Origin of the sequence: Campylobacter concisus, from assembly GCF_003048375.1 — a bacterium.
Classification (GTDB): domain Bacteria; phylum Campylobacterota; class Campylobacteria; order Campylobacterales; family Campylobacteraceae; genus Campylobacter_A; species Campylobacter_A concisus_T.
Window position 1 is genome coordinate 150,079 of the sequence record NZ_CP021642.1, and the last position, 21,703, is coordinate 171,781.

Annotated in this window: 17 protein-coding genes; 16 read left to right on the forward strand and 1 reads right to left on the reverse strand. The window is 34.3% G+C overall.

Going from position 1 to position 21,703, the window contains the following annotated elements:
- Position 1: 1 nt before the first annotated feature.
- The gene (locus tag CCS77_RS00830) at positions 2-1,192 is read right to left on the reverse strand and encodes a NifS family cysteine desulfurase (RefSeq protein WP_107916288.1); all 1,191 of its coding nucleotides are present in this window, start codon (positions 1,190-1,192) and stop codon (positions 2-4) included.
- 316 nt (positions 1,193-1,508) lie between these two features.
- On the opposite strand from CCS77_RS00830, the gene CCS77_RS10565 reads away from it, so the two are divergent.
- The 16 genes from CCS77_RS10565 to tssC all read left to right on the forward strand — a co-directional run bounded on the left by CCS77_RS10565 (position 1,509) and on the right by tssC (position 21,696).
- Entirely contained in the window at positions 1,509-1,814 is a 306-nt protein-coding gene (locus CCS77_RS10565; RefSeq protein ID WP_236635280.1) for a hypothetical protein, read from the forward strand.
- A 341-nt stretch (positions 1,815-2,155) separates the two neighbouring features.
- Positions 2,156-2,317, forward strand: a complete 162-nt coding sequence (locus tag CCS77_RS00840) for a diadenosine tetraphosphate hydrolase (RefSeq protein ID WP_107916289.1) — start codon at positions 2,156-2,158, stop codon at positions 2,315-2,317.
- Positions 2,314-2,919, forward strand: coding sequence for a tRNA 2-selenouridine synthase (locus tag CCS77_RS00845; RefSeq protein WP_107916290.1), 606 nt, complete (start codon positions 2,314-2,316; stop codon positions 2,917-2,919). The genes CCS77_RS00840 and CCS77_RS00845 overlap by 4 nt, the downstream gene beginning before the upstream one ends.
- A 260-nt stretch (positions 2,920-3,179) precedes the next feature.
- A complete protein-coding gene (locus CCS77_RS00855; RefSeq protein WP_107916292.1) occupies positions 3,180-3,776 on the forward strand; it encodes a tRNA 2-selenouridine synthase in 597 nt (198 codons plus the stop codon).
- A gap of 155 nt (positions 3,777-3,931) precedes the next feature.
- Positions 3,932-4,513: a tRNA 2-selenouridine synthase gene (locus CCS77_RS00865; protein WP_107916293.1), complete on the forward strand. Its 582-nt coding sequence runs from the start codon at positions 3,932-3,934 to the stop codon at positions 4,511-4,513.
- Between the two features lie 13 nt (positions 4,514-4,526).
- Positions 4,527-8,006 carry a hypothetical protein gene (locus CCS77_RS10445; protein WP_201741717.1) on the forward strand — a complete coding sequence of 1,160 codons (3,480 nt, stop codon included), beginning with the start codon at positions 4,527-4,529 and terminating at the stop codon, positions 8,004-8,006.
- Between the two features lies 1 nt (position 8,007).
- Complete coding sequence (locus CCS77_RS00875; RefSeq protein ID WP_107916294.1) at positions 8,008-11,871, forward strand: hypothetical protein; 3,864 nt, start codon at positions 8,008-8,010, stop codon at positions 11,869-11,871.
- Between the two features lie 3 nt (positions 11,872-11,874).
- Positions 11,875-13,239, forward strand: a complete 1,365-nt coding sequence (locus tag CCS77_RS00880; protein ID WP_107916295.1) for a thioredoxin reductase — start codon at positions 11,875-11,877, stop codon at positions 13,237-13,239.
- Positions 13,240-13,431: 192 nt separating this feature from the next.
- A complete protein-coding gene (locus CCS77_RS00885; RefSeq protein WP_152025739.1) occupies positions 13,432-14,280 on the forward strand; it encodes a 3-deoxy-D-arabinoheptulosonate-7-phosphate synthase in 849 nt (282 codons plus the stop codon).
- Between the two features lie 3 nt (positions 14,281-14,283).
- Positions 14,284-15,642, forward strand: coding sequence for a thioredoxin reductase (locus tag CCS77_RS00890; protein ID WP_107916297.1), 1,359 nt, complete (start codon positions 14,284-14,286; stop codon positions 15,640-15,642).
- 115 nt (positions 15,643-15,757) lie between these two features.
- Complete coding sequence (tssJ, locus tag CCS77_RS00895; protein WP_103643448.1) at positions 15,758-16,225, forward strand: type VI secretion system lipoprotein TssJ; 468 nt, start codon at positions 15,758-15,760, stop codon at positions 16,223-16,225.
- A gap of 1 nt (position 16,226) precedes the next feature.
- Positions 16,227-17,621, forward strand: coding sequence for a type VI secretion system baseplate subunit TssK (gene tssK / locus CCS77_RS00900; RefSeq protein ID WP_103643447.1), 1,395 nt, complete (start codon positions 16,227-16,229; stop codon positions 17,619-17,621).
- Between the two features lie 9 nt (positions 17,622-17,630).
- Entirely contained in the window at positions 17,631-18,395 is a 765-nt protein-coding gene (gene icmH, locus CCS77_RS00905) for a type IVB secretion system protein IcmH/DotU (protein WP_021086306.1), read from the forward strand.
- Positions 18,396-19,679: a type VI secretion system domain-containing protein gene (locus CCS77_RS00910; protein WP_103613661.1), complete on the forward strand. Its 1,284-nt coding sequence runs from the start codon at positions 18,396-18,398 to the stop codon at positions 19,677-19,679.
- 80 nt (positions 19,680-19,759) lie between these two features.
- Positions 19,760-20,245: a type VI secretion system contractile sheath small subunit gene (tssB, locus tag CCS77_RS00915; protein WP_012001089.1), complete on the forward strand. Its 486-nt coding sequence runs from the start codon at positions 19,760-19,762 to the stop codon at positions 20,243-20,245.
- A gap of 2 nt (positions 20,246-20,247) precedes the next feature.
- On the forward strand, positions 20,248-21,696 hold the full coding sequence (gene tssC / locus CCS77_RS00920; protein WP_103650061.1) for a type VI secretion system contractile sheath large subunit: 1,449 nt from the start codon (positions 20,248-20,250) through the stop codon (positions 21,694-21,696).
- The last annotated feature ends 7 nt before the right edge of the window (positions 21,697-21,703 follow it).

The window sequence follows — 21,703 nt, forward strand, 5'->3', positions numbered from 1 at the left end:
TTTATAATCCACTCTTATGCCACTCTGGGGCGTATGCAAATGTGCTTGATATGCCTCTTAGTCTATTTATAGCCTTTGTTATCTGCTCGATCGCGTAGTCGATCTCTTCTTCTGTGTTAAATCTTGAAAGAGATAGTCTAAGTGCGGTGTGAGCTAGCTCTTTGTCAGCTCCGATCGCCTCCATGATAGGGTTGCTCTCAAGCGTCTCACTCGCACAGGCAGAGCCTGTAGATGCTGCTATGCCAGCTCTATTTAGATCCCAAAGCATCGCCTCGCCCTCGACACCTTTGATAGAAGCTAGGATGGTGTTTGGCACGCGCTGATCTTTTTTGCCAACTATACTAACGTCAGGAATTTGTAGTAGCGCGTCTTCAAGTTTGTCACGCAAACGACGAACGTGCGAATGCTCGTAATCCATAAATTTATTTGCTAGCTCAAGCGCCTTGCCCATGCCAACGATGCCTGGTACATCAAGTGTGCCGCTTCTGCGTCCGCCCATGTGTTCGCCACCGTGAAGCAAGCTGCTTAGTGGCATGCTATTTTTTATAAATAATGCTCCAACGCCCTTTGGTCCGTGAAATTTATGCGCTGAAAAGCTTAAAAAATCAACGTCTAGGTCTTGAACATCTATCTTTATCTTGCCGACTGCTTGCACGGCGTCAGTGTGAAATAAAGCGCCGTATTCGTGGGCAACTTTGGCAAGCTCTTTTATAGGAAAGATCATGCCAGTTTCGTTGTTTGCGCTCATTATGGCGACAAGTGCGACATTTTCGTCCATGACAGCTCTTAGCTGCTCTGGAGTGACGATGCCGTCGCTATTTACGTCTAAGACTGTAAGATCCACGCCATATTTTTCTAGAAATTTACAAGTTGCCAAAATGGCTGGATGCTCGACTGCGGTGGTGACGATGCGTTTTTTCTCACCAGTTGCTATTTTGTCAAAGTAGATGCCTTTTACAACCCAGTTGTTGCTCTCAGTTGCGCATGAGGTAACGACGATGTCATCGCTATCTTTTGCATTTAGTCCGGCGTAGAGCTGATCTAGCGCTGTTCTTAGCGCTGGGTGGGTTTCTGAGCCAAATTTGTGAAGTGAGTTTGGATTGCCGTATTTTTCGCAAAAAAACGGCTTCATAAGTTCAAAAGCTTCTGGATCAACCATCGTTGTGGCGTTATTGTCTAAATATACTCTCAAATTTAAAACCTTAATTCGGATAAAAAATATCCCTTTTATTTTTGATGGGATATTATAACAAAAAAGTTAAAAGCAAGTTTAAAAAAATGCTTTAGTTTTTTCAATATTTGGCTCATTTTGATAGTAAAATATATTGAAATTCTTTATCAATATTTGTCAGATACGCCATTTGCGAAATTTCACCTAAAAAAGCCTATTTTACTCTTAATATTAATTCTTTTTCTTAAGAATTAAAATTTAAAAGCGAGGTAATTAATCGTAACGTAAATATATCGACAATAAAATAAGCAAAATAAAATTTCTAAAAGGATATAGGATGAAATTTATAGGTATTATACTTCTACTACTAACAAGCATATTTTTAATAGCCTGCTCTGCAAATCAAGCAAGCAATAAGATAAAAAACTCTGAACTAGAGAATTTAGCTAGTAAATATGGTGGAGGATATATATTTAATCAAAAATTTGTTGAAGAGATAGAGAAAAGAGAAGCTGAGAGAAAGGAACTAAGTAAAACACTTGGTGATAAGATAAGGTCAAATCCTAGAAAAATAAAACAAGGGGATAAATTTATAACTATATATGATGTGGATATGACTTTAATAAATAAACAACTTCCATGAATTCTCTCTAATGGCAAGCCATATTATACACCAATAAGAACTTATGAGAAACAGCCTAAATTATCAAATTAAGATAGACAAAAAATAATAAACTACATAGGTACCGAAAACTATAATAAATTTAAACCTACAATGCTTCCATCTTATTTTTATGTAGATGACAATAATAATGTAGTAGCCATAGCAGTATCTGTTTACTATGCAGTTGGTTATACAAAATACGGCTTATTTGGTGATGAGGGTAGAGGATTTTCTCTATCTAGAAAAGACATAAAAGATATAAGTGGAAATAACAGATTTTATTTCGATAGTCACAAAAATACTTTTGTTAGGGAAAAATAATGGGAAGCAATAAAATTTCAACCAAAGAACAGATAATTAAATTTAAAGACTATGCTGATATAGCTGACGCAAGTTATGCAATGCTTCACTGGATAAGTGAGAATGAAAAAAATGGATTTGACGATCTAAATGATAAACAAAACAAAAAGGATATAGGATGAAATTTGTTGCAATTATACTTCTACTACTAACAAGCATATTTTTAATAGCTTGCTCTGCAAATCAAGCAAGCAATAAGATAAACAACTCTGAACTAGAGAATTTAGCTAGTAAATATGGTGGGGTTTATGTGTTTAATCAAAAATTTGTTGAAGAGATAGAGAAAAGAGAAGCTGAGAGGAAAGAGCTAAGTAAAAAAATGAAAGGTAGAGATTTGGGTGATGGTCTTTATGCTATTGATCCAAAACCCATTAACGAGAAACTCCCACGAATTCTTTCAAACGGCAAACAATACCATACAATTAACACTTACCAAAAAGCTGTAAATTTATCAAAAACATATATTGACAAGGTGATAAACCATATAGGACAAGAGAATTATCATAAATTTACACCAGATATTAATGTTTGGTCTTTTTATATAGATGATAACAATAATATAGTACCCATTGAAATGACAGTAACATATAACTACAAAGTCAAAAAGTATGGCTTATTTGGTGATGAAGGTAGAGGGTTTTCTTTATCAAAAGGCGAAATACATACTGCAAAGGGTGGAAATAAATTTATCCTTAATAACAATAAATTTGAAAAAGTAAAGTAAAAAGAGCAAAAACATGAGCCAAATTTCAACAAAAGAACAAATACTTAAATTTAAAGACTACGCTGATATAGCCGATGCAAGCTATGCAATGCTTCACTGGGTAAGCGAGAATGAAAAAACGAGCTAGACAATAATGTAGATAAAAACAGCCTCAATTAATAAAAAATTTAACAATCTACAAATAAAACATAATAAATTAATAATATTATAATTTCAAAGACAATAAAATAAGCAAAATAAATTTTCTAAAAGGATATAGGATGAAATTTGTTGCAATTATACTTCTACTACTAACAAGTATATTTTTAATAGCTTGCTCTGCAAATCAAGCAAGCAATAATATAAACAACTCTGAAATAAAAGAGCTTGGTAAAAAATATGGAGGGGTTTATATATTTAATAAGAAATTCTATGAGGAAATAGAAAAAAGAGAAAAGGAAAGAAGTTTGTATATGAAGGATTTTTTTAAGAATAATAAAAGAAATTTTAAAAGAGATGATCTAGCTATTATGGATAAAAAACTCCCACAAATTCTTTCAAACGGCAAGCCATACTATACAGACAAGGGCGACTATTCTAGAAAATTTAAAAAACAGCCAAAGATAGCTCAAGGCTATAGCAATAGAGTAAAAGAATTTATAGGACAAGAGAATTTTAATAAATATCCACCTAGTATAAATACCGAATATTTTTATATCAACGATAACGATGAAGCTATACCTATAACAATGGGAGTTTCTTATAGCTATAAAGTAACCAACTATGGATTATATGGTGATGAGGGTAGAGGTTTTAGACTAAAAGATACTGAAACTAGATATGTCATAGATAATAATAAATTCTATTTAGAGAAATAAAAATGAGCCAAATTTCAACCAAAGAACAGATAATCAAATTTAAAGACTATGCTGATATTGCTGACGCAAGCTATGGCAATGCTTCACTGGGTAAGTGAGAATGAGAAAAATGGACTTGATGATCTAAATGATAAACCAAACAAAAAGGATATAGGATGAAATTTATAGGCATTATACTTCTACTACTAACAAGCATATTTTTAATAGCTTGCTCTGCAAAAGAAAATCTGAGTACTCTTAATGACAAATATGGTGGAATTTATATATTTGATAAAAAATTCTACGAAGAGATAGAAAAAAGAGAAGCCGAAAGAAAAGAGCTAAGAAAGAATACAAAGGGAAAAGATTTAGGTGGCGGTCTATATGCTGTCAATACAAAAATTGTTGATGAAAAAATCCCTCAGATCCTCTCTAATGGAAAGCGATATTATGTTAATAAGAGACAATATGAAATAGATTTTAAAAAAGCACCAAAGGCCCCTGAAAGTTATAAAGAAAGAATTAAAAATGTAATAGGTAGAGAAAATCTAGACAAAATACCAGGTATTGGACTGGGTATATTTTATACAGATAATAATGGAAATATAACGCCAATTACAATGTATATTCAATATTCTGAAAAAAATAAAAAATATGGATTATTTGGAGATGAGGGTAGAGGATTTTCATTATCAAGGGATCAATTTGAATATTATAAAGTTAAGAATAAATTTTATATGCAAGATTTAGAAAAATAGAAAAGAGTAAGCTGTGAGTCAAATTTCAACCAAAGAACAGATAATCAAATTTAAAGACTATGCTGATATTGCTGACGCAAGTTATGCAATGCTTCACTGGGTAAACGAGGATGAAGAAAATAGTTGGTTTGATCAATTTAAAGAAAAGCAACCTGCTAGATGGAAATTTAAAGATAATATTGGAAAGGGCGATGTTTTAAAAGAGGATATTCAGGATAAGGACGGAAATCTTGTAAGAGAGGCTGGAAGTCCTACCGCTTACGCCCTAACCATAGAAGCACGCTTTAATCAAGATATGGTAATAACTAAACCTATATCTAGCGAAGGTGAAAAACCTGAAGTAAAACCTATAAATAATGAAATTCAAAGTTTTGTTTACACAAATGAAAATAATGAGTTGGAAATTTTTGCCAACAGGGAAAACTACCACCAAATTTCCCTTCGCACAAAAGCCTTTGTCAATCGCTATGAGCTAGTCCATCATATCAAAAATACATCTATCACCGGTTTTAGCTCGACTGTCTTTTATGATAGTAAATTTAATAACTACATCATAGGCTTTAGAGGAACAGAGCTAGGGTTTAAGGACTTAGTATTTACCGATGGTATGATAGCCCTTTTGGGAGCAGGACTAAACCAGATAGCCTCTATGGCTATACTAAAGAGCGATATGTATGACGCTATAAAAGAGCACAAGGCAAATTCAAACGATACAAGCGAAATTTCTAACCTAGTCTTATCAGGTCACTCACTAGGCGGCCACCTGGCTCAGTCCTTTGCCTTTTTATACACTAAAGATGTAAAAGAGCTATATACTTTTAACGCCCCTGGCTTTGGTGGTGCATTTGCTAGTTTAGTCACTATATCTTTAAGATTTGTCAGTTTTATAGCTAAGGCAATAATGAAAGGCGTAAGGTGGATAGCAAGAGTGCTTGATCCAAATGGCTTTGTAGGAAAGATAGCTAGCTCTATCTTTAACAAGATAAAAAATATGTTTGGCTTCAAAGACGACAAGAGCACAGTAGAAGACTGCGTAAATTTAACTAAAGATAACGAAAAGGCTTGCAAGGAGCTAGGAGATAAAAATGTAAATTCTAATATCAACAAGTCTAGCAAAGGAAGCCATGAAGTAGAGATACATCACTGCGATAGCGTCAGACATAAAATTTATGATAAAAATGATGAGGGACTATTTGATGCTAGTGATGATAGTGATGGAGATAGCCTTAAAAGGGAGTGGAACCAACTCTATGAGCCAAGCACTTCGGTGATATCTGACCTTGGGTTTAGATATGGACTAGGGGCTGAAAGTTTAGATGGGCATTTGGCAGAATATGACTATAAAAATACAAAGAAGCTTCATCTTATAAATATATTAGTCGCCTCACACTTTATGAAGCAGATCGTGGAGAGCCTATACTTGATGGAGTATCTGCTAAGTAATGAAAAAAATGAGGCAAAGATAAAAGACAAAGATGTGCCAGCCGCTCTAGACTATCTAAATGACTATATACAAAGCCTAAGCTTTAACGTCTATTTTTATAAAATTTCTCTAGGCTATCTACCAAAGCTAGGCAGCGAGGATAAAAAAAGGCTTAGCATACTTGAGAGCGTGATATATCCTGTGGCTTTATATGTAAATTCTCTTGGTTTTGAGGATGAAAAAGAGGCGCCAAATTTAGAAGACCCTGTAAGCTCGCTCTTGTACTACAAAGAGAAAGATAAATTTGTAGATATGATAGATAGAGAGGAGATAAAGGCGCTAGATGCTAAAGATATAGCTAGCAAGGTAAAAAGCGGCGATCTAAATCTTTTCTTTGCTATCTACTCGGTCAGATACTTTATGCTAAGCAAAAAAGCTGATCTGAAGGCGTTTAAAGACCGCATGAGCTATATATCTGACTTCTTTAAGATAGCAAGCTCACATGCAAATTCTAACTCAAACGAAAAAGAGCTAGAGCAGTATATAAACACAAGGCTAGAAATTTATAGAAGTGCGTATGAGCTAAAATTTGAGAGCTTTAAATATGCGGACGATAACAAACACTATGTGGTAATAGCTAAGACAAATACTGATAAGAAGATAACAAGAGGCATAGTGCTAACGCATAACTTTAAGCTAATAGACAATGTGGCAAAAGACGCTAAAAATGACGTGGCAAAAGAGTACCTAAATGTGATAAGGCTAGAGCCAAATGAGCTAATGCATATCAGTGAGGGCAAGGTGGATATACTTTTAAGAGATAAGAGTATATTTGATATCAATCAAGTTAGCTCTGATCTGGATATAGACTTTACAAAGTTAAAAACACAGGTTTATATCATAGATAAGCCACTAAACACCGCCACAGAGCAATCAGACTATCCACTATACTTTAAAAAAGAAGAGGACGGGGAGGAGTCAAATTCTAACCTACTAAGCTTCACTCATCAGCCAAGAGATGAAGATAAAGACAAGGGAAGACTAACTATCGATTATAAAAATCAACGAGCTTGTGTGCTAAACTACTCTTTACTAAACAAGAGCCTAAATATAGATCTAAAACCAACAAACAAAGAGACCAAAGAGTCGCTTGAGCGGGCAAATGAGAGACTAAATTTAGAAAAGAAAAGTAGCGCGGTAAGTGCTGGCGGTACTGCCTTTGCTAATCCAATAATAGAAGATGACGTGGTAGTTTGCCCACATGGTGGCCATGTGATCTTAAAAAGTAGAGCAGGCAAAAGCATAAGGTCAGATGATCAAGGCGTGATACTTGATGTTGATTTTATAAACTCACCGATAGTTGGTTGCTCAGCTAAAAACCCTTGCACAAAGGTGGCATACGTGCCAAGAGCGGCTCTTAGTCTAAAAAGTATGAATAACCACTATGCTGTCATGCAAGACCTAGTGCCAGCGTGCCTAAGCAACACAAGCTCGCCGCTAAGGTGCATAAAAAAAGAAAATAGGATAAAGCTAGCTCATAGCATAGGTAGCCCAACATCTGAAAACGATAATGCAGCGGTGCTAAATCCAAATTTAAATAGCGCTCACATAAGACTTCATGTAAAATCAGCCCTTAATCAAGCAGATAACCTTGCTGTTTGTATATATAAGCTAAATGATGTGGAGCATAAAAACCAAGAGGGATTTAAAGAGATGGAGCTAAATTTAGATGAGGGCAGCGATGTGAAAGATAAGAAGCTAAAAGAACATCTAAGCTCTCGCTTTAGAGAGGATAAATTTAGTATCTCGTCATTTAACTTCAAATACTCGCTCATGGATAAGAATTTTATCTTTATAACACCTAAATATATAGAATCTATTTATAAAAATACAACACTTCCAAAAAGTGGTATAGGATTTTTTCAGTTTGTGGATGATATAAGCGATGAGAGTAATCTTATCTATGTCACGCCAAGTAAGGCTAAGACGGTGGATATAAAATTTGCTTGCGGACTTGATAGCAAATATAATGATGATATAAATACAACAAAAACAGTAGTGGTGGCTTAATATGCAAAACAACGAAATAAAAATAACTTACTCTTGCGAAGAGACGTTAAAAAAGATAAAAGAGTATATGGCTGATGCAAAGAGCGTAACGCTTTATACGTCTAGTTTGAATTATTTTACGTCAAGAAATACCATGATGGTAAATATAATACTTAACTTGATAGCCGATTTTTCAAGGCAGGACGGCAAAGAAGCATCAATAGTAACTGATTTTTATATAGACAAAGAGAGCTTTACTGATAGTGATCTTGGCAGAGCAAGAGAATTTGAATATAGGGGTATACCTGTAAAAGTAGTTCATAAAAAGAGTGCGATCGATAAATTTTTTATAAATTTAAAAGAGAAGATAGAGCCTATAAGAAATAAAAAAAATGATGAATATGTGATAGAAGCTGCTCAAGACGAGAAAGAAAGAAACCTATTAAGAAAGCTTGGCGAAAACGAAGAGCCAACAAAAATAACAGGCAAAGCGCCTTTAAGTTTTTATGATATGTTTGATCTTGCGGTTACGTATTATGATGACTGTAAGGATATTATAAGAGATTGTTTAAATACGTTGAAGCAAGACCTGCTAAGTGACGCTAGATCCTTGATCTCTAGCGAGGGACTAGATGGGGCTAAATTTGAAAGAAGCATAGAAGAGTGTTTCGATGAGCTAGACAAAAATTTAAGCAAGCTAAATAATGACAGTGGTCAATTTCTTATAAAACAAGTAGTGCTTTTTATACTTAGCCTAGCTGATTTGAGTGGCGAAAAAGGGATAGGCAAGATGTTAGCTTCGGCTGGCTCAGGGCTTTATGAATTTATAAAATTAAACCTTAAGTTATACGAATACGAAACTACTAGAGCTCTTTATGGAGTATCCTTGCCTATACTTAACTTTTTTGCATCTAGATTTGCTTCTATTATAAATACTATAAATGTAAACTCTAGCTGTAATGTACTAGTATTTAAAAAGGACAAAGATGATAGGGCTGGATATTTTATAGATATTACTCATCTAGATTTTGGTTATCGTTTTTTTACAAACCCAAATAATCTAAACGAAATGAACTATAATACAGATGAGGGTTGCAGTATCTATGGATATTTAGATGATGCAAGAGTGTTTGACTACACTAAAGAACAGATCAATTATAATGTCGTAAATAAAAATTTAGGCTTTGGCTCTGGCGATGATACTCTTTTTGATAAGCTTAAAAAAGAGATAAAAGGACTAAATGCAAATCTAAATTTCATCTGTGCTACAAATTTCAACTCTGTAAAACTAGCCAATCTAATATCAGATAAGTCTAACAAAAACGGCAAATCTACAAATGATGAGATGAATAGCAAGGACTTTTCTAATTTAAATAAAAACTATATCGTTCTTTCAAATTCTCCTTTTAGATCAAGTGCGGGACTAAGAGAAGAGGTTATAAACAAAAGCCTAGATCAAGAGATAAAAGACGAGCTAAATAGATCAAACAAATCCAACCTAGTAAAACAAAAATTCACCGACATAAAAACCCTAGAGCCCGTTAAAGACTATAGCAAATATAGTATAGATATAAATAAAGGCAACAACAAATCAACTCTAGTTTTAAATTTATCCCCATTTGCTAGGGTGAGCAAAAGCTACATAGACAATATCAAAGAAAAAGTAGAGGAGTATAAAGAACTTGATGATAGTAAAAACACTGAGTATCTCAGCAATCATGTTAAATATGAAGAAATTCTCGAAGTAAATGTCGCCCATATAAATGCTTATGCGAAACAGCCAAATGATATGGAAAAGATCAAAAAGAACGAAGAGACCTATATGAAAAAGGCAATTGCTACTTTTAGGGTTGTTTTTAATAAGGTAAATCATGGTTCTGAGCAAAGAAAATTTATAAAAAAATATAATGATGAATTAGAGCTTAATCAGCTAAAACACCAGATATCAAATGCTAAAATAAGCGATGAAAACATCTCGTCTTTACAAGAAGAAATCAGAGAAAAAACAGCTCTTGATCACCCTTATAACTACTCTTTAATAGAAGTACTCTCTCTTGCTGTGGCTTATTTCATAATAACAAAGAGCTTCTCTGGAAATTTGGTCAAGCAAAGTAGCAAATATGATGGAGAGTATATAGAGATATCAGAAGAAAATATAAGAGCTTTACATTTGGGATCTTCAGTAAAGCTAGGTGATAAATCATTGAAGCTATTTTTCTATAAAGAGACAGCAAAGAATAGTGGCTTAAAAAGCGGCGAGTATCTATGCATAGAAGATATCGTAAAATATATGGATAAAGCAAAAGTTGACAAAATAACTAGTATAGAAGAGCTTTTGACGGAAAATGATGGTATCGAAGAAGAAGTAGAGACAAAAAAAGAGAGCACTTCAAACGATAAAAATGCTAAGAAAAATGAGAAGATAGATCCAGAACAGATAAAATTTATAGAAGAGCTACTTGATAAACAAGAAAAAGAGATAAAGGCTAACTGGGCTAAAGATAATGCTATCTTGAAAGAGGCGTTAAAAGAGCAAAATCGTACCTATGACGATAGTAGAAATTTGGACAAAGAAGTAACATCTCTTATAGTAAAAACTGCAATAGAAGGTGTCTTTCCTTTGGCAGAATTTGTTAGCGAGGATGGTGTAACTAAGGTATTTGAAAGCCTTAGTTCTTTCATCTTTAGCCCAAATAAAAAAGAATTTAAAAAAGAGTTTCTTGATGAGATTGGTATACTTAATATAGTAAGACAGATGTTTACTGTAAAAGGTACTAAAGACGTAGATAAATTTCTTAAAGAGGCAACAAATTTAAAAGACCGAGTTAAAGCATTGAGAAAATCAAAGAAAAACCTAATAAATATGGCCGTAAACTCAACAAAAATTCGTCTCTTAATAGGCTACTACAATTTAAATTTAATCTGGGATCGTATGACTAGCAGTGGAACTATGAAGCGTGCTTTTAGCTTTAGTCGAAAAAATATCGAATCATTACAAAACATATTAAAAGATTATGGCAAGTCACTAGGAAAAGATATGGGAATAGCTTTATTTACTGGTATAGTAGAACTTTGGAAAACATCTTATGATCAACTAGAAGAGAACTACAACGAGATAATGCACACAAGATATAAGTATAATTTCAATGAAGCCTTTGCGCTAAATAACATATCTTATAAACCTATGTCACTATATGAAGCCTATGATAAAAATAGTACAAATAGCTATTGCTACTATCCAGTAATGATCTATCAAAACTATATAAGCCTAAATTTAAATAGACTATTTCTAGGAGCTAATATAAGTAGTGGAGGACTAGACTATAACTCTTTTATGTACTACGACATAGACCACAAGAAAAACAAACTATCTTTTAACCTAGCTTCTAAACTAGCACTAAATAACCTTAGTACCTATCTATGCTTAGATGAGCTAAGAGGAGCTGGTAATGAGATAGATGCAAGATATTTTAAATATGCTAGAAGTAAATATGCTATCTCCGATGTGGATATAAACTTACTAGACACAGATGTTGAGGAGGAGAAAGAGGTGTACGAAATTTATAAGCAAAGCTCATTAGCAAACGTAGCATCAGGCAAACCAAAATATCCGATAGACTCATATCAAAAAGCAGCAGTAATAATAGATAAACTTAAAAGAGGTATATTTAACACAGAAGATAACGATAACTCTCACTCTAACCTCTCAAGAGATCTAGTGGAGGCTCTTGATACTATTGGTAACAATAACATAAAAGGGATATATGTGGGGTGTAAGGAAAATGACTCTAAAGATGGAAATTTCAATGGAAAGACAATCCCCCCTCGCTTAGTTGGTCGTCTAGCCACCACCATAGTAATGGAAGATGGTCTATATATAGGATAAGATATGAAGAAGATTGCATTTATCATCATAGCTCTTTTAGCAGTAGGATTACTATTAATAATAAACAAAGGAAATTTACAAGATAAAGGAAATTTAATGGATAACACTAATACATATACGGTTATAGCTCCAAATGGGGATAAGATAGAATTTGACAAAAAAACAAATTTAATAGCTTCTAAAAATGCAAAAAATAATACGGCACGCTTGGGAGAAAAATCTCGGATGGTTCTTGAAGCCCGCTCCATCCTAGACTCATCTCCATATAAAAACTATAAACCACTATACTATAACCCTAAACCAAATTCTCTAGGTCAAACAGACTATCTATCTTTTAAACCATGGCTAGACATTAGCTATAAACCAAGCTCTACTAAAATATCACCTTGGACTAAATCAGAAAAAGCCTACTATGAAAGTTTAAAAGATAAGAGAGATAGATATATCTATCTAGTAAAAAGAAGTAACCTAAAATGTACTATGATAGATATCCCAGATGATGCCATAGGAAGAGTAGATAGTAATGGCAAACTAACTAAACCAGAGTATGCTGAAATTTATGATGAAGTAAATGCTCATAAAGGCACATTAAAATCAGAACTATTTGCAGCAGAGTGGAATATATGTGCTGGAGTATTAGGAAGCACTGTTGGATTTTCAGGAGGAGTTGGATTAGGTTATGCGGGGTTTAAAGCAAGAGCATATCAATCAATGTTTCTATCAGCGCAGCTTGGTCAAGACGGAGCCTTAGAGGCATTAGCTGACATGTTTCAATACTCTACCTATCTAGTAGGTCTAAATAAAAATTTACAAATGGCTGAAGAGTTTAGAAGACTGGCTAAAAATCCCCCACTAGATGAATGTGGCATGATGCCTTATCTTGATGAGATAGTAGGGAGCTACTTCGTGATGGATTTTAATAGAAATTTAACCGTAGTTGAGCCAAATGGTTCAATGCACACTCATCTAAGAAAATTAGTAGAAGATGAAGGCAAACTACTAGACCCTAGAGACCTTGACGCAAATGAGACTACAAGGGAAGAATTTACAAAATACGTTAAAGACAATATTGATGGAAGCGGTCAAGACTTTAATGGTGGTTTTCCTGGCACTTGGGACGATAGAGCCGTTTCTCTCTACATCGACTCTACCCTCCTAGAAGCCAAAATAATGTCCCTAACCCCACCAGAGGGATATCCAAATGCACCATACTACAACACACCAGAAGAGCTAACAAGACTATATGAGGCTGGTAAATTAGATAAAAAATTAAATCCTCTAACACCAGTAATGTATAGAGATAGCTTCCCAGAAGATATTAGGCAAAAGATCCTAAGCTATGCTAAAGAGCATAATATAAAGGATTAAAGAATAAATTTAATATCTATGGCTCCACTTGGAGCCAAAATTCGTCTCTTAATAGGCTACTACAATTTAAATTTAATCTGGGATCGTATGACTAGCAGTGGAACTATGAAGCGTGCTTTTAGCTTTAGTCGAAAAAATATCGAATCATTACAAAACATATTAAAAGATTATGGCAAGTCACTAGGAAAAGATATGGGAATAGCTTTATTTACTGGTATAGTAGAACTTTGGAAAACATCTTATGATCAACTAGAAGAGAACTACAACGAGATAATGCACACAAGATATAAGTATAATTTCAATGAAGCCTTTGCGCTAAATAACATATCTTATAAACCTATGTCACTATATGAAGCCTATGATAAAAATAGTACAAATAGCTATTGCTACTATCCAGTAATGATCTATCAAAACTATATAAGCCTAAATTTAAATAGACTATTTCTAGGAGCTAATATAAGTAGTGGAGGACTAGACTATAACTCTTTTATGTACTACGACATAGACCACAAGAAAAACAAACTATCTTTTAACCTAGCTTCTAAACTAGCACTAAATAACCTTAGTACCTATCTATGCTTAGATGAGCTAAGAGGAGCTGGTAATGAGATAGATGCAAGATATTTTAAATATGCTAGAAGTAAATATGCTATCTCCGATGTGGATATAAACTTACTAGACACAGATGTTGAGGAGGAGAAAGAGGTGTACGAAATTTATAAGCAAAGCTCATTAGCAAACGTAGCATCAGGCAAACCAAAATATCCGATAGACTCATATCAAAAAGCAGCAGTAATAATAGATAAACTTAAAAGAGGTATATTTAACACAGAAGATAACGATAACTCTCACTCTAACCTCTCAAGAGATCTAGTGGAGGCTCTTGATACTATTGGTAACAATAACATAAAAGGGATATATGTGGGGTGTAAGGAAAATGACTCTAAAGATGGAAATTTCAATGGAAAGACAATCCCCCCTCGCTTAGTTGGTCGTCTAGCCACCACCATAGTAATGGAAGATGGTCTATATATAGGATAAGATATGAAGAAGATTGCATTTATCATCATAGCTCTTTTAGCAGTAGGATTACTATTAATAATAAACAAAGGAAATTTACAAGATAAAGGAAATTTAATGGATAACACTAATACATATACGGTTATAGCTCCAAATGGGGATAAGATAGAATTTGACAAAAAAACAAATTTAATAGCTTCTAAAAATGCAAAAAATAATACGGCACGCTTGGGAGAAAAATCTCGGATGGTTCTTGAAGCCCGCTCCATCCTAGACTCATCTCCATATAAAAACTATAAACCACTATACTATAACCCTAAACCAAATTCTCTAGGTCAAACAGACTATCTATCTTTTAAACCATGGCTAGACATTAGCTATAAACCAAGCTCTACTAAAATATCACCTTGGACTAAATCAGAAAAAGCCTACTATGAAAGTTTAAAAGATAAGAGAGATAGATATATCTATCTAGTAAAAAGAAGTAACCTAAAATGTACTATGATAGATATCCCAGATGATGCCATAGGAAGAGTAGATAGTAATGGCAAACTAACTAAACCAGAGTATGCTGAAATTTATGATGAAGTAAATGCTCATAAAGGCACATTAAAATCAATGCTCTTTTCTGCAGAGTGGGGAATGTGTGCAGGGATACTTGGAGATACTATGGGGTTCTCATATGGAAATGAAGCAGGTTTTAAAGCAAGGGATTATCAAAGAATTTTCTTGGCAGCCCAGCTAGGAGTAACAAAGGCTTTAAAATTTCTAGGTGATTTATTTGAATACACTACTTATGACATAGGTCTAAACAAAAATTTACAAATGGCTGAAGAATTTAGGAAAATAGCTAAAAATCCTCCACTAGATGAATATGGAATGATGCCTTATCTTGATGAGATAGTAGGGAGCTATTTCGTGATGGATTTTAATAGGGGTGGCATCATTAATAATGCAGATGGCTCGCTTCATAAACGCTTAAGAAAATTAGTAGAAGATAAAGGCGAGCTTCTTGACCCTAGAGACCTAGATGCAAATGAGACCAGTAGGGAAGAATTTGTAAATTATATTAAAAGTCACATGAGTGAATTTCAAGAGGAATATGGCAAAGGTGCTTTCCCTAATAGATGGAGTGAAAAAGATCTTTCTCTTTATATCGATTCTGCTCTCCTAGAAGCTAAAATAATGTCCCTAACCCCACCAGAGGGCTACCCAAATGCACCATACTACAACACACCAGAAGAGTTAACAAGACTATATGAGGCTGGTAAATTAGATAAAAAGCTAAATCCTCTAACACCAGTAATGTATAGAGATAGCTTCCCAGAAGATCTTAGGCAAAAGATCCTAAGCTATGCCAAAGAGCATAATATAAAGGATTGATTAACGCTCATTAAAGTTTTATTTAAGAACATTGATTTTAAAATAAGTTTCTTCTAAAATAACTTTAGATAGAATTACATAAAAATAATATTATTAACGTGAGGTAAAGGAAACCATGAAGAAAACGTTTAAATTTCTTTGTTCTTTAATTTTTATGCTATTTATCGCAGGATGTGCAAAAGATCTTATCATAAGCAACACCCCAAATTCAAACTTAAACTACCACGGTGACAACGTACCAGTGACTATCATCGCTTACAAGCTGAAAGATGTGGCAAAATTTCAGCAAGCTAGTATAGTTGATCTAGCCGAGAAAAATGGCGACATACTTGGTCAAGACAAGATAGACTCGATAAAAACGCAAATTCAGCCAAATACAAACAGATATGCTTTTACAAATGTCGATCCAGACGAAGTGCCATACGTAGGTATTTTGGTGCTTTATGCTGATCAAAGCAAGACAAATATCAAAGCTTATAAATCAACAAAAGAAGCAAAAGAGAAAAATATAGTTTTTGAGATAACTAAAAATGGCGTAAATACGATAGACGCTAGCAGCTCTAATATTCAAGCAAGCAAATAAAATGTCTGATAAACTAAAAGTTGTCTGGTACAACGGGATGAACGTTGATAAGGTTCATTTCGAGCAGCAAGAGAGGTATTTTGAGAGAAATTTAAACCTAAAAACCGTCTCGTCTTTATCAAATTTATATGGAGTTTTGGAGCTTGATATCTCAAGCGAGCTTTTGCTTCAAGGCAAGATAGGGCTAAATAAAATTTCTTGCATCTCACAAGATGGTACGATATTTAACGCCCCAGATCAAGACGACCTACCAGAGCCTTTTGAGATAAGTCCTAGCGAGCTAAATTCTGCTGTCATAGTGCTAAAGCTGCCAGTTAGCTCAGGACTTGTTGATGTTAGCTTGCAAAACAACCTGCCAAACCTAAAATTTACAGCTAAACAAGCGCTCATTAGCTCAAGAGTGCATGATGAAGCTAGTAATGATATCTTGAACGAGCTAGATGATAAAGACGACTTTGAGCTTTCATCTGCTTTCACGCAGGATAAAGAAAATTTGATCCTAGCAAGCCAAAGATCGGCTCTAGGAGTGCTTGGCTCAAAGACGCCTTATGATCTTAGCGTGCCTATTTGCAGGATAAAAAACATAGACCTAAACAAACAAATAACGCTTGATGAGAAATTTATCCCAACTTGCATCGATATCAGTAAAAATTCTTTCATCACTAGCTTTATAGATGAGTTTAGCTTTGCTACAAAGCAGCACCAAGAGAGCTATACTGGGCTTTTAGGTGGCATAGATCAGGCGAAAAATAGGCTTGATATTTCAACATATTTGACGCTAAATATGCTGAAAAAATGGCACTTGATATTCTCATATCTTTTCAAAAGAGATAAAATTCATCCAGAGTATCTATATGAAAAGCTAGTTGATTTTCAAGCTGATCTGCTAGCTCTAAGTCACGATGATAGTTTTAGCGAATTTATAGCTTATGATCACAACAACTTAAGTCAAACTTTCGTACCGTTAATAAACAATCTTAGGCTTTTGTTCTCGCATATCTTGTCGCCAAAATACGTCATGGCACAGATTGTTAAAAACAATCACGGCTTTTTTGACTGCGTCTTTGATAACCCAAGCATCATAGAAAACTCAGAAATTTACTTTGCTATCCATAGCGATACAAAAAATGAGTACCTGCTTAAAAATTTCAAAGAGCAGTGCAAAATCCACACCCAATCAAACATCAAAAGTATCGTCTCATCACAGCTTCGCGGCATAAATGTAGAGCAAATTTCAGCTATACCTAGTACATTGCCAAAGCTAAATGACTATATCTACTACAAGATCGATAAAAAAGATGAAATTTTCAAAAGCTTCGCAAATCAAAGCGTTATTAGCGTCTATATAACAGCAAATTTATCAAACGCTGACATTAAGATGTGGGCTTTATTATAAGGACAAAAAATGAGTGAAAATCAAAATGACATTTCAGTTTTAAGCCAGACAAAGCTTCTAGGACTTGGCGCAAATCCTGCCCTAGATCACGTGCTACCACTGCTTCTTTTGGCAAACAGAGTATCAAAACTACAAAATTTTTCACAAAGTGAGATGCAAAATTTACGTGAAAAGCTGATAAATGATATATTAAGCACCACTTCAAAGATCTCAAATTTGGGCATTTATGAAGAGGATGACATCATTAGGCTTAGATATTGCCTTTGCGTTTTCATCGATGAGAGCTTGCTTAAAAATGAAATTTTTATGAATAGTTTTTGGGCAAATAACACTTTAACAACGAGATTTTTCAACGAAAATTTAGGTGGTAACAAATTCTTTGGCATCATGGATAAATGGTTTGAAAACGTTGGCAAAAACAAGGATTTTTTAGAGTTTATCTACGCTTGTTTGGTGCTTGGATACAAGGGCAAATACGAAGCGCAGGAAGATTGCAACGAGAAAATTTCATACCTTTGTGAAAATATAGCCTCAGCCGTTTCGCCACTTATCAAGGCAGATGAAAATGTATTTGAAAAGAGTTATTTAAAAACTAAAAAGAGAAGCTTTTTTGAGATATTTTCACTAAGACATTTGAAATTTTATTTTATCCTTATAGCGCTTGCAGCTATCGCGGCTGCGTTTTTATATAGCACCTACTCGATGGATCAAAACAACGTAAAAAACGACAGCGTTCTAAACAATAAAATAGAAAATTTTATGGACAAAAAGTAAGTGCAAGATAAGTTTTTCAACAAATTTAGCGAAAACTTTTCAGAAAACGAACTCTACATCAGCCTTATAGACGAGATGTCAAAGTATAAGACTTTGACTCACGATACGATAAAATGGGACTTTGTTTATAGCTCGTCTTTAAAGGCATTAAGCGAATTTAGCCTCGATGTAAAGCTTTTAAATTTCTTAGCGATCTCTGCTATAAATTTAAACGACAAAGATGCTTTTAGAAGTTTAATCAGTGCTTTTTCATTTTTCCTAACTACCCTAAAACAAGAGCCAAGTTTATTAGCCAAAAATGAAAAGCAAGTGCCTACTAAAAAAAAGATATTTGCTCAAACGATAGAGCTTTTTACGCAAGCTCACAGAGATGGTATAAATTTAGACGAAGCGGACGCAAAGGCGTTTAATGAGCTTGTACCTGAGCTCTCACGCGAGCTTAGCACGCACTTTGATACGCTTTATATAGAAGAGAAAAATGAGCAAACTCAAAAAGTAGAGGAGCCAAAACAGCAGCCGCAAAAGGCAGAACCAAGTTACTCACAAAGTGTCTCTTTTGGCAGTAGCGACATTAGTACATTTAGTGATAGGGAGTTTAGGGAGTATTTTGTAAATTTATCCATCTCGCTTTTAAAAAATGATATAAAAAATTTGACCGCTTACTCACTTGTTTTTGAGGCGATGTGGGGCAGGATCAAGGCTTTGCCAGTTAGCAGCGAGCAAGTGACGCAGATACGTTATCCTGATGAAAATTTGATCTTACTTTTTAAAAATATGAAAGAAGTAAACCTTGGTAATTTAGAGAAATTTATAAGAAATTTAGCTCTTAATCCATTTTGGATAGATGGCGTTAGGATATTTTGTGAGTTTTTAAGATCATCTGGACTAAGCGAGCAAAGCGAACTAGTTTCTAATATGACTTTAAATTTCATAGAAAAATTTTCAGATATAAAAAAACTTAAATTTCAAAGTGAAGAGGCATTTTTCAGCGAAGAGAGCGCTAAATTTTTTAGTAAAAAAGAGAGCACAAATTTTATCTCTAGTGATGATATGAAAAAGGATATGAGTTTTGAAGAGCTGATAAAAGCCCTTGATAGAAGCAAATATACAACAAATTCACAAAGTGAGCTTAGCTTTTTGTTGGAGCTTTCCAAAATTTTTACAAGCCAAGGCATGGATAACAACGCAAAAGTTGTATATTCGCAAATAGTTAAATTTATAGAAAACACTGAGCTAAAGGATTATTTGTCAGATATTTATATAAAGGCAAAAACATTTTTGTGATAAAATATGTTTTTTTAAAACTTCTTTAATTTTATTTAATTATAATTCTTAAATCATTTACTCAAAAAAAGGATGTTATTATGGCAGAGAATTCAATCCCACCAAAAGAACGTATAAACATTGTTTATAGAACCAAAACAAACAACCAAGAAGCAGATGTCGAGCTTCCATTAAAGCTGATGGTAGTTTCAAATTTAACTGGTGAAAATCAAACTCCACTTGAAGATCGCGAAGTTGTCTCTATAAATAAGATAAATTTCGATCAAGTTATGAAAAGTTTAGACATTCATACTGAATTTTCAGTGAAAAATAGACTAAATTCTGGTAGCGAAGATCTAAATATCGATCTTAATTTCGAAAGCATTCAAGACTTCAATCCAGACAATATCATCAATCAAGTCCCTGAGCTAAAAAAGCTATTGCAGCTTAGAAAAGCTTTAGTTGCGTTAAAAGGACCTATGGGCAATATGCCTGATTTTAGAAAAGCAGTTTTAGAGGCTATTAAGGATGAAGATAGTAGAAAACAGCTTCTTTTAGAGCTTAAAGACGAAAAAGATAAGGAATAAAGATGTCTGAAACTAAAGTAAAAACTCCTATCATTGAAAGCATAATGCAAAGGAGCAAATATACAAAAGAGGATGAAAGTTATAGCGTAGTAAAGCAAGGAGTTGCTGAGTTTATCTCAAATATCATCACAACAAACAACGCTGAAGAGAAGATAAATAAGCTTGCACTTGATGAGATGATAGCTCATATAGACACGCTTTTATCAGCTCAGATGGATGAAATTTTACACAATAAATCTTTTCAAGAGCTAGAATCTACTTGGCGTGGCATTAGATTTTTAGTTGAGAGAACAAATTTCAACGAAAACGTAAAGATCGACCTTTTAGACGCAACAAAAGAAGAAATTTTAGATGACTTTGAAAACAATCTAGATATAACTCAAAGCACACTTTATAAGCAAATTTACTCAGCTGAATATGGTCAATTCGGTGGTGAGCCAGTTGGTGCGATAGTTGCTGACTATGAGCTAGATAAGTCAAATCAAGACATGACTTTCTTAAACAAAATGTCATCAATCGCTGCGATGAGTCACTCTCCGCTTCTAACTTCGCTATCTTCTAAATTCTTTGGACTTGATAACTTTGGCGAACTTGAAAACATAAAAGATCTAAAGAGTCTACTTGAAGGTCCTCAATACACAAGATGGAGAACTTTTAGAGAGAACGAAGATGCAAAATATACAGGTTGTATGGTAAATAGATTTCTTACCAGATCTCCATATATCCCAGAAGATAACCCTATAAAAAGCTTTAACTACCGCGAAAGCGTTGATAAGCACGATGATATGCTTTGGGGCAATGGCGCTTATGCGTTTGCTACAAGACTTACAGAGAGTTTTGCGGACTATAGATGGTGCGGAAACATCATCGGACCAAAAGGTGGCGGCGCTGTAAAAGACCTACCAACTTACACTTATGAAAACTACGGAAGCGTTCAGACAAAAATTCCAACCGAAGTTTTGATCACAGATAGAAGAGAATTTGAGCTTGCAGAAAATGGCTTTATCACGCTTACATTAAGACGTGATAGCAACAACGCAGCATTTTTCTCTGCAAACTCTGTGCTAAAACCTAAAGTTTTCCCAAATACTCCAGAAGGTAAAGCTGCTGAGACAAATTTCAGACTTGGCACACAGCTTCCATATGTATTTTTGATCTCTCGTTTGGCTCACTATCTAAAAGTACTTCAAAGAGAAGAGATCGGTACTTGGAAAGAGCGCAGTGACGTTGAGCGTGGCTTAAATGAGTGGCTAAGACAGTACATCTCAGATCAGGAAAATCCACCAGCTGATGTAAGAAGTAGAAGACCATTTAGAAGTGCAAAAGTTATCGTTAGCGATATAGCTGGCGAGCCAGGCTGGTATAAGATAGAGCTTCTAGCTAGACCTCACTTTAAATTTATGGGGGCAAATTTCGAGCTTTCTTTGGTTGGTAAGCTGGATAAAGAGTAAATTTAAG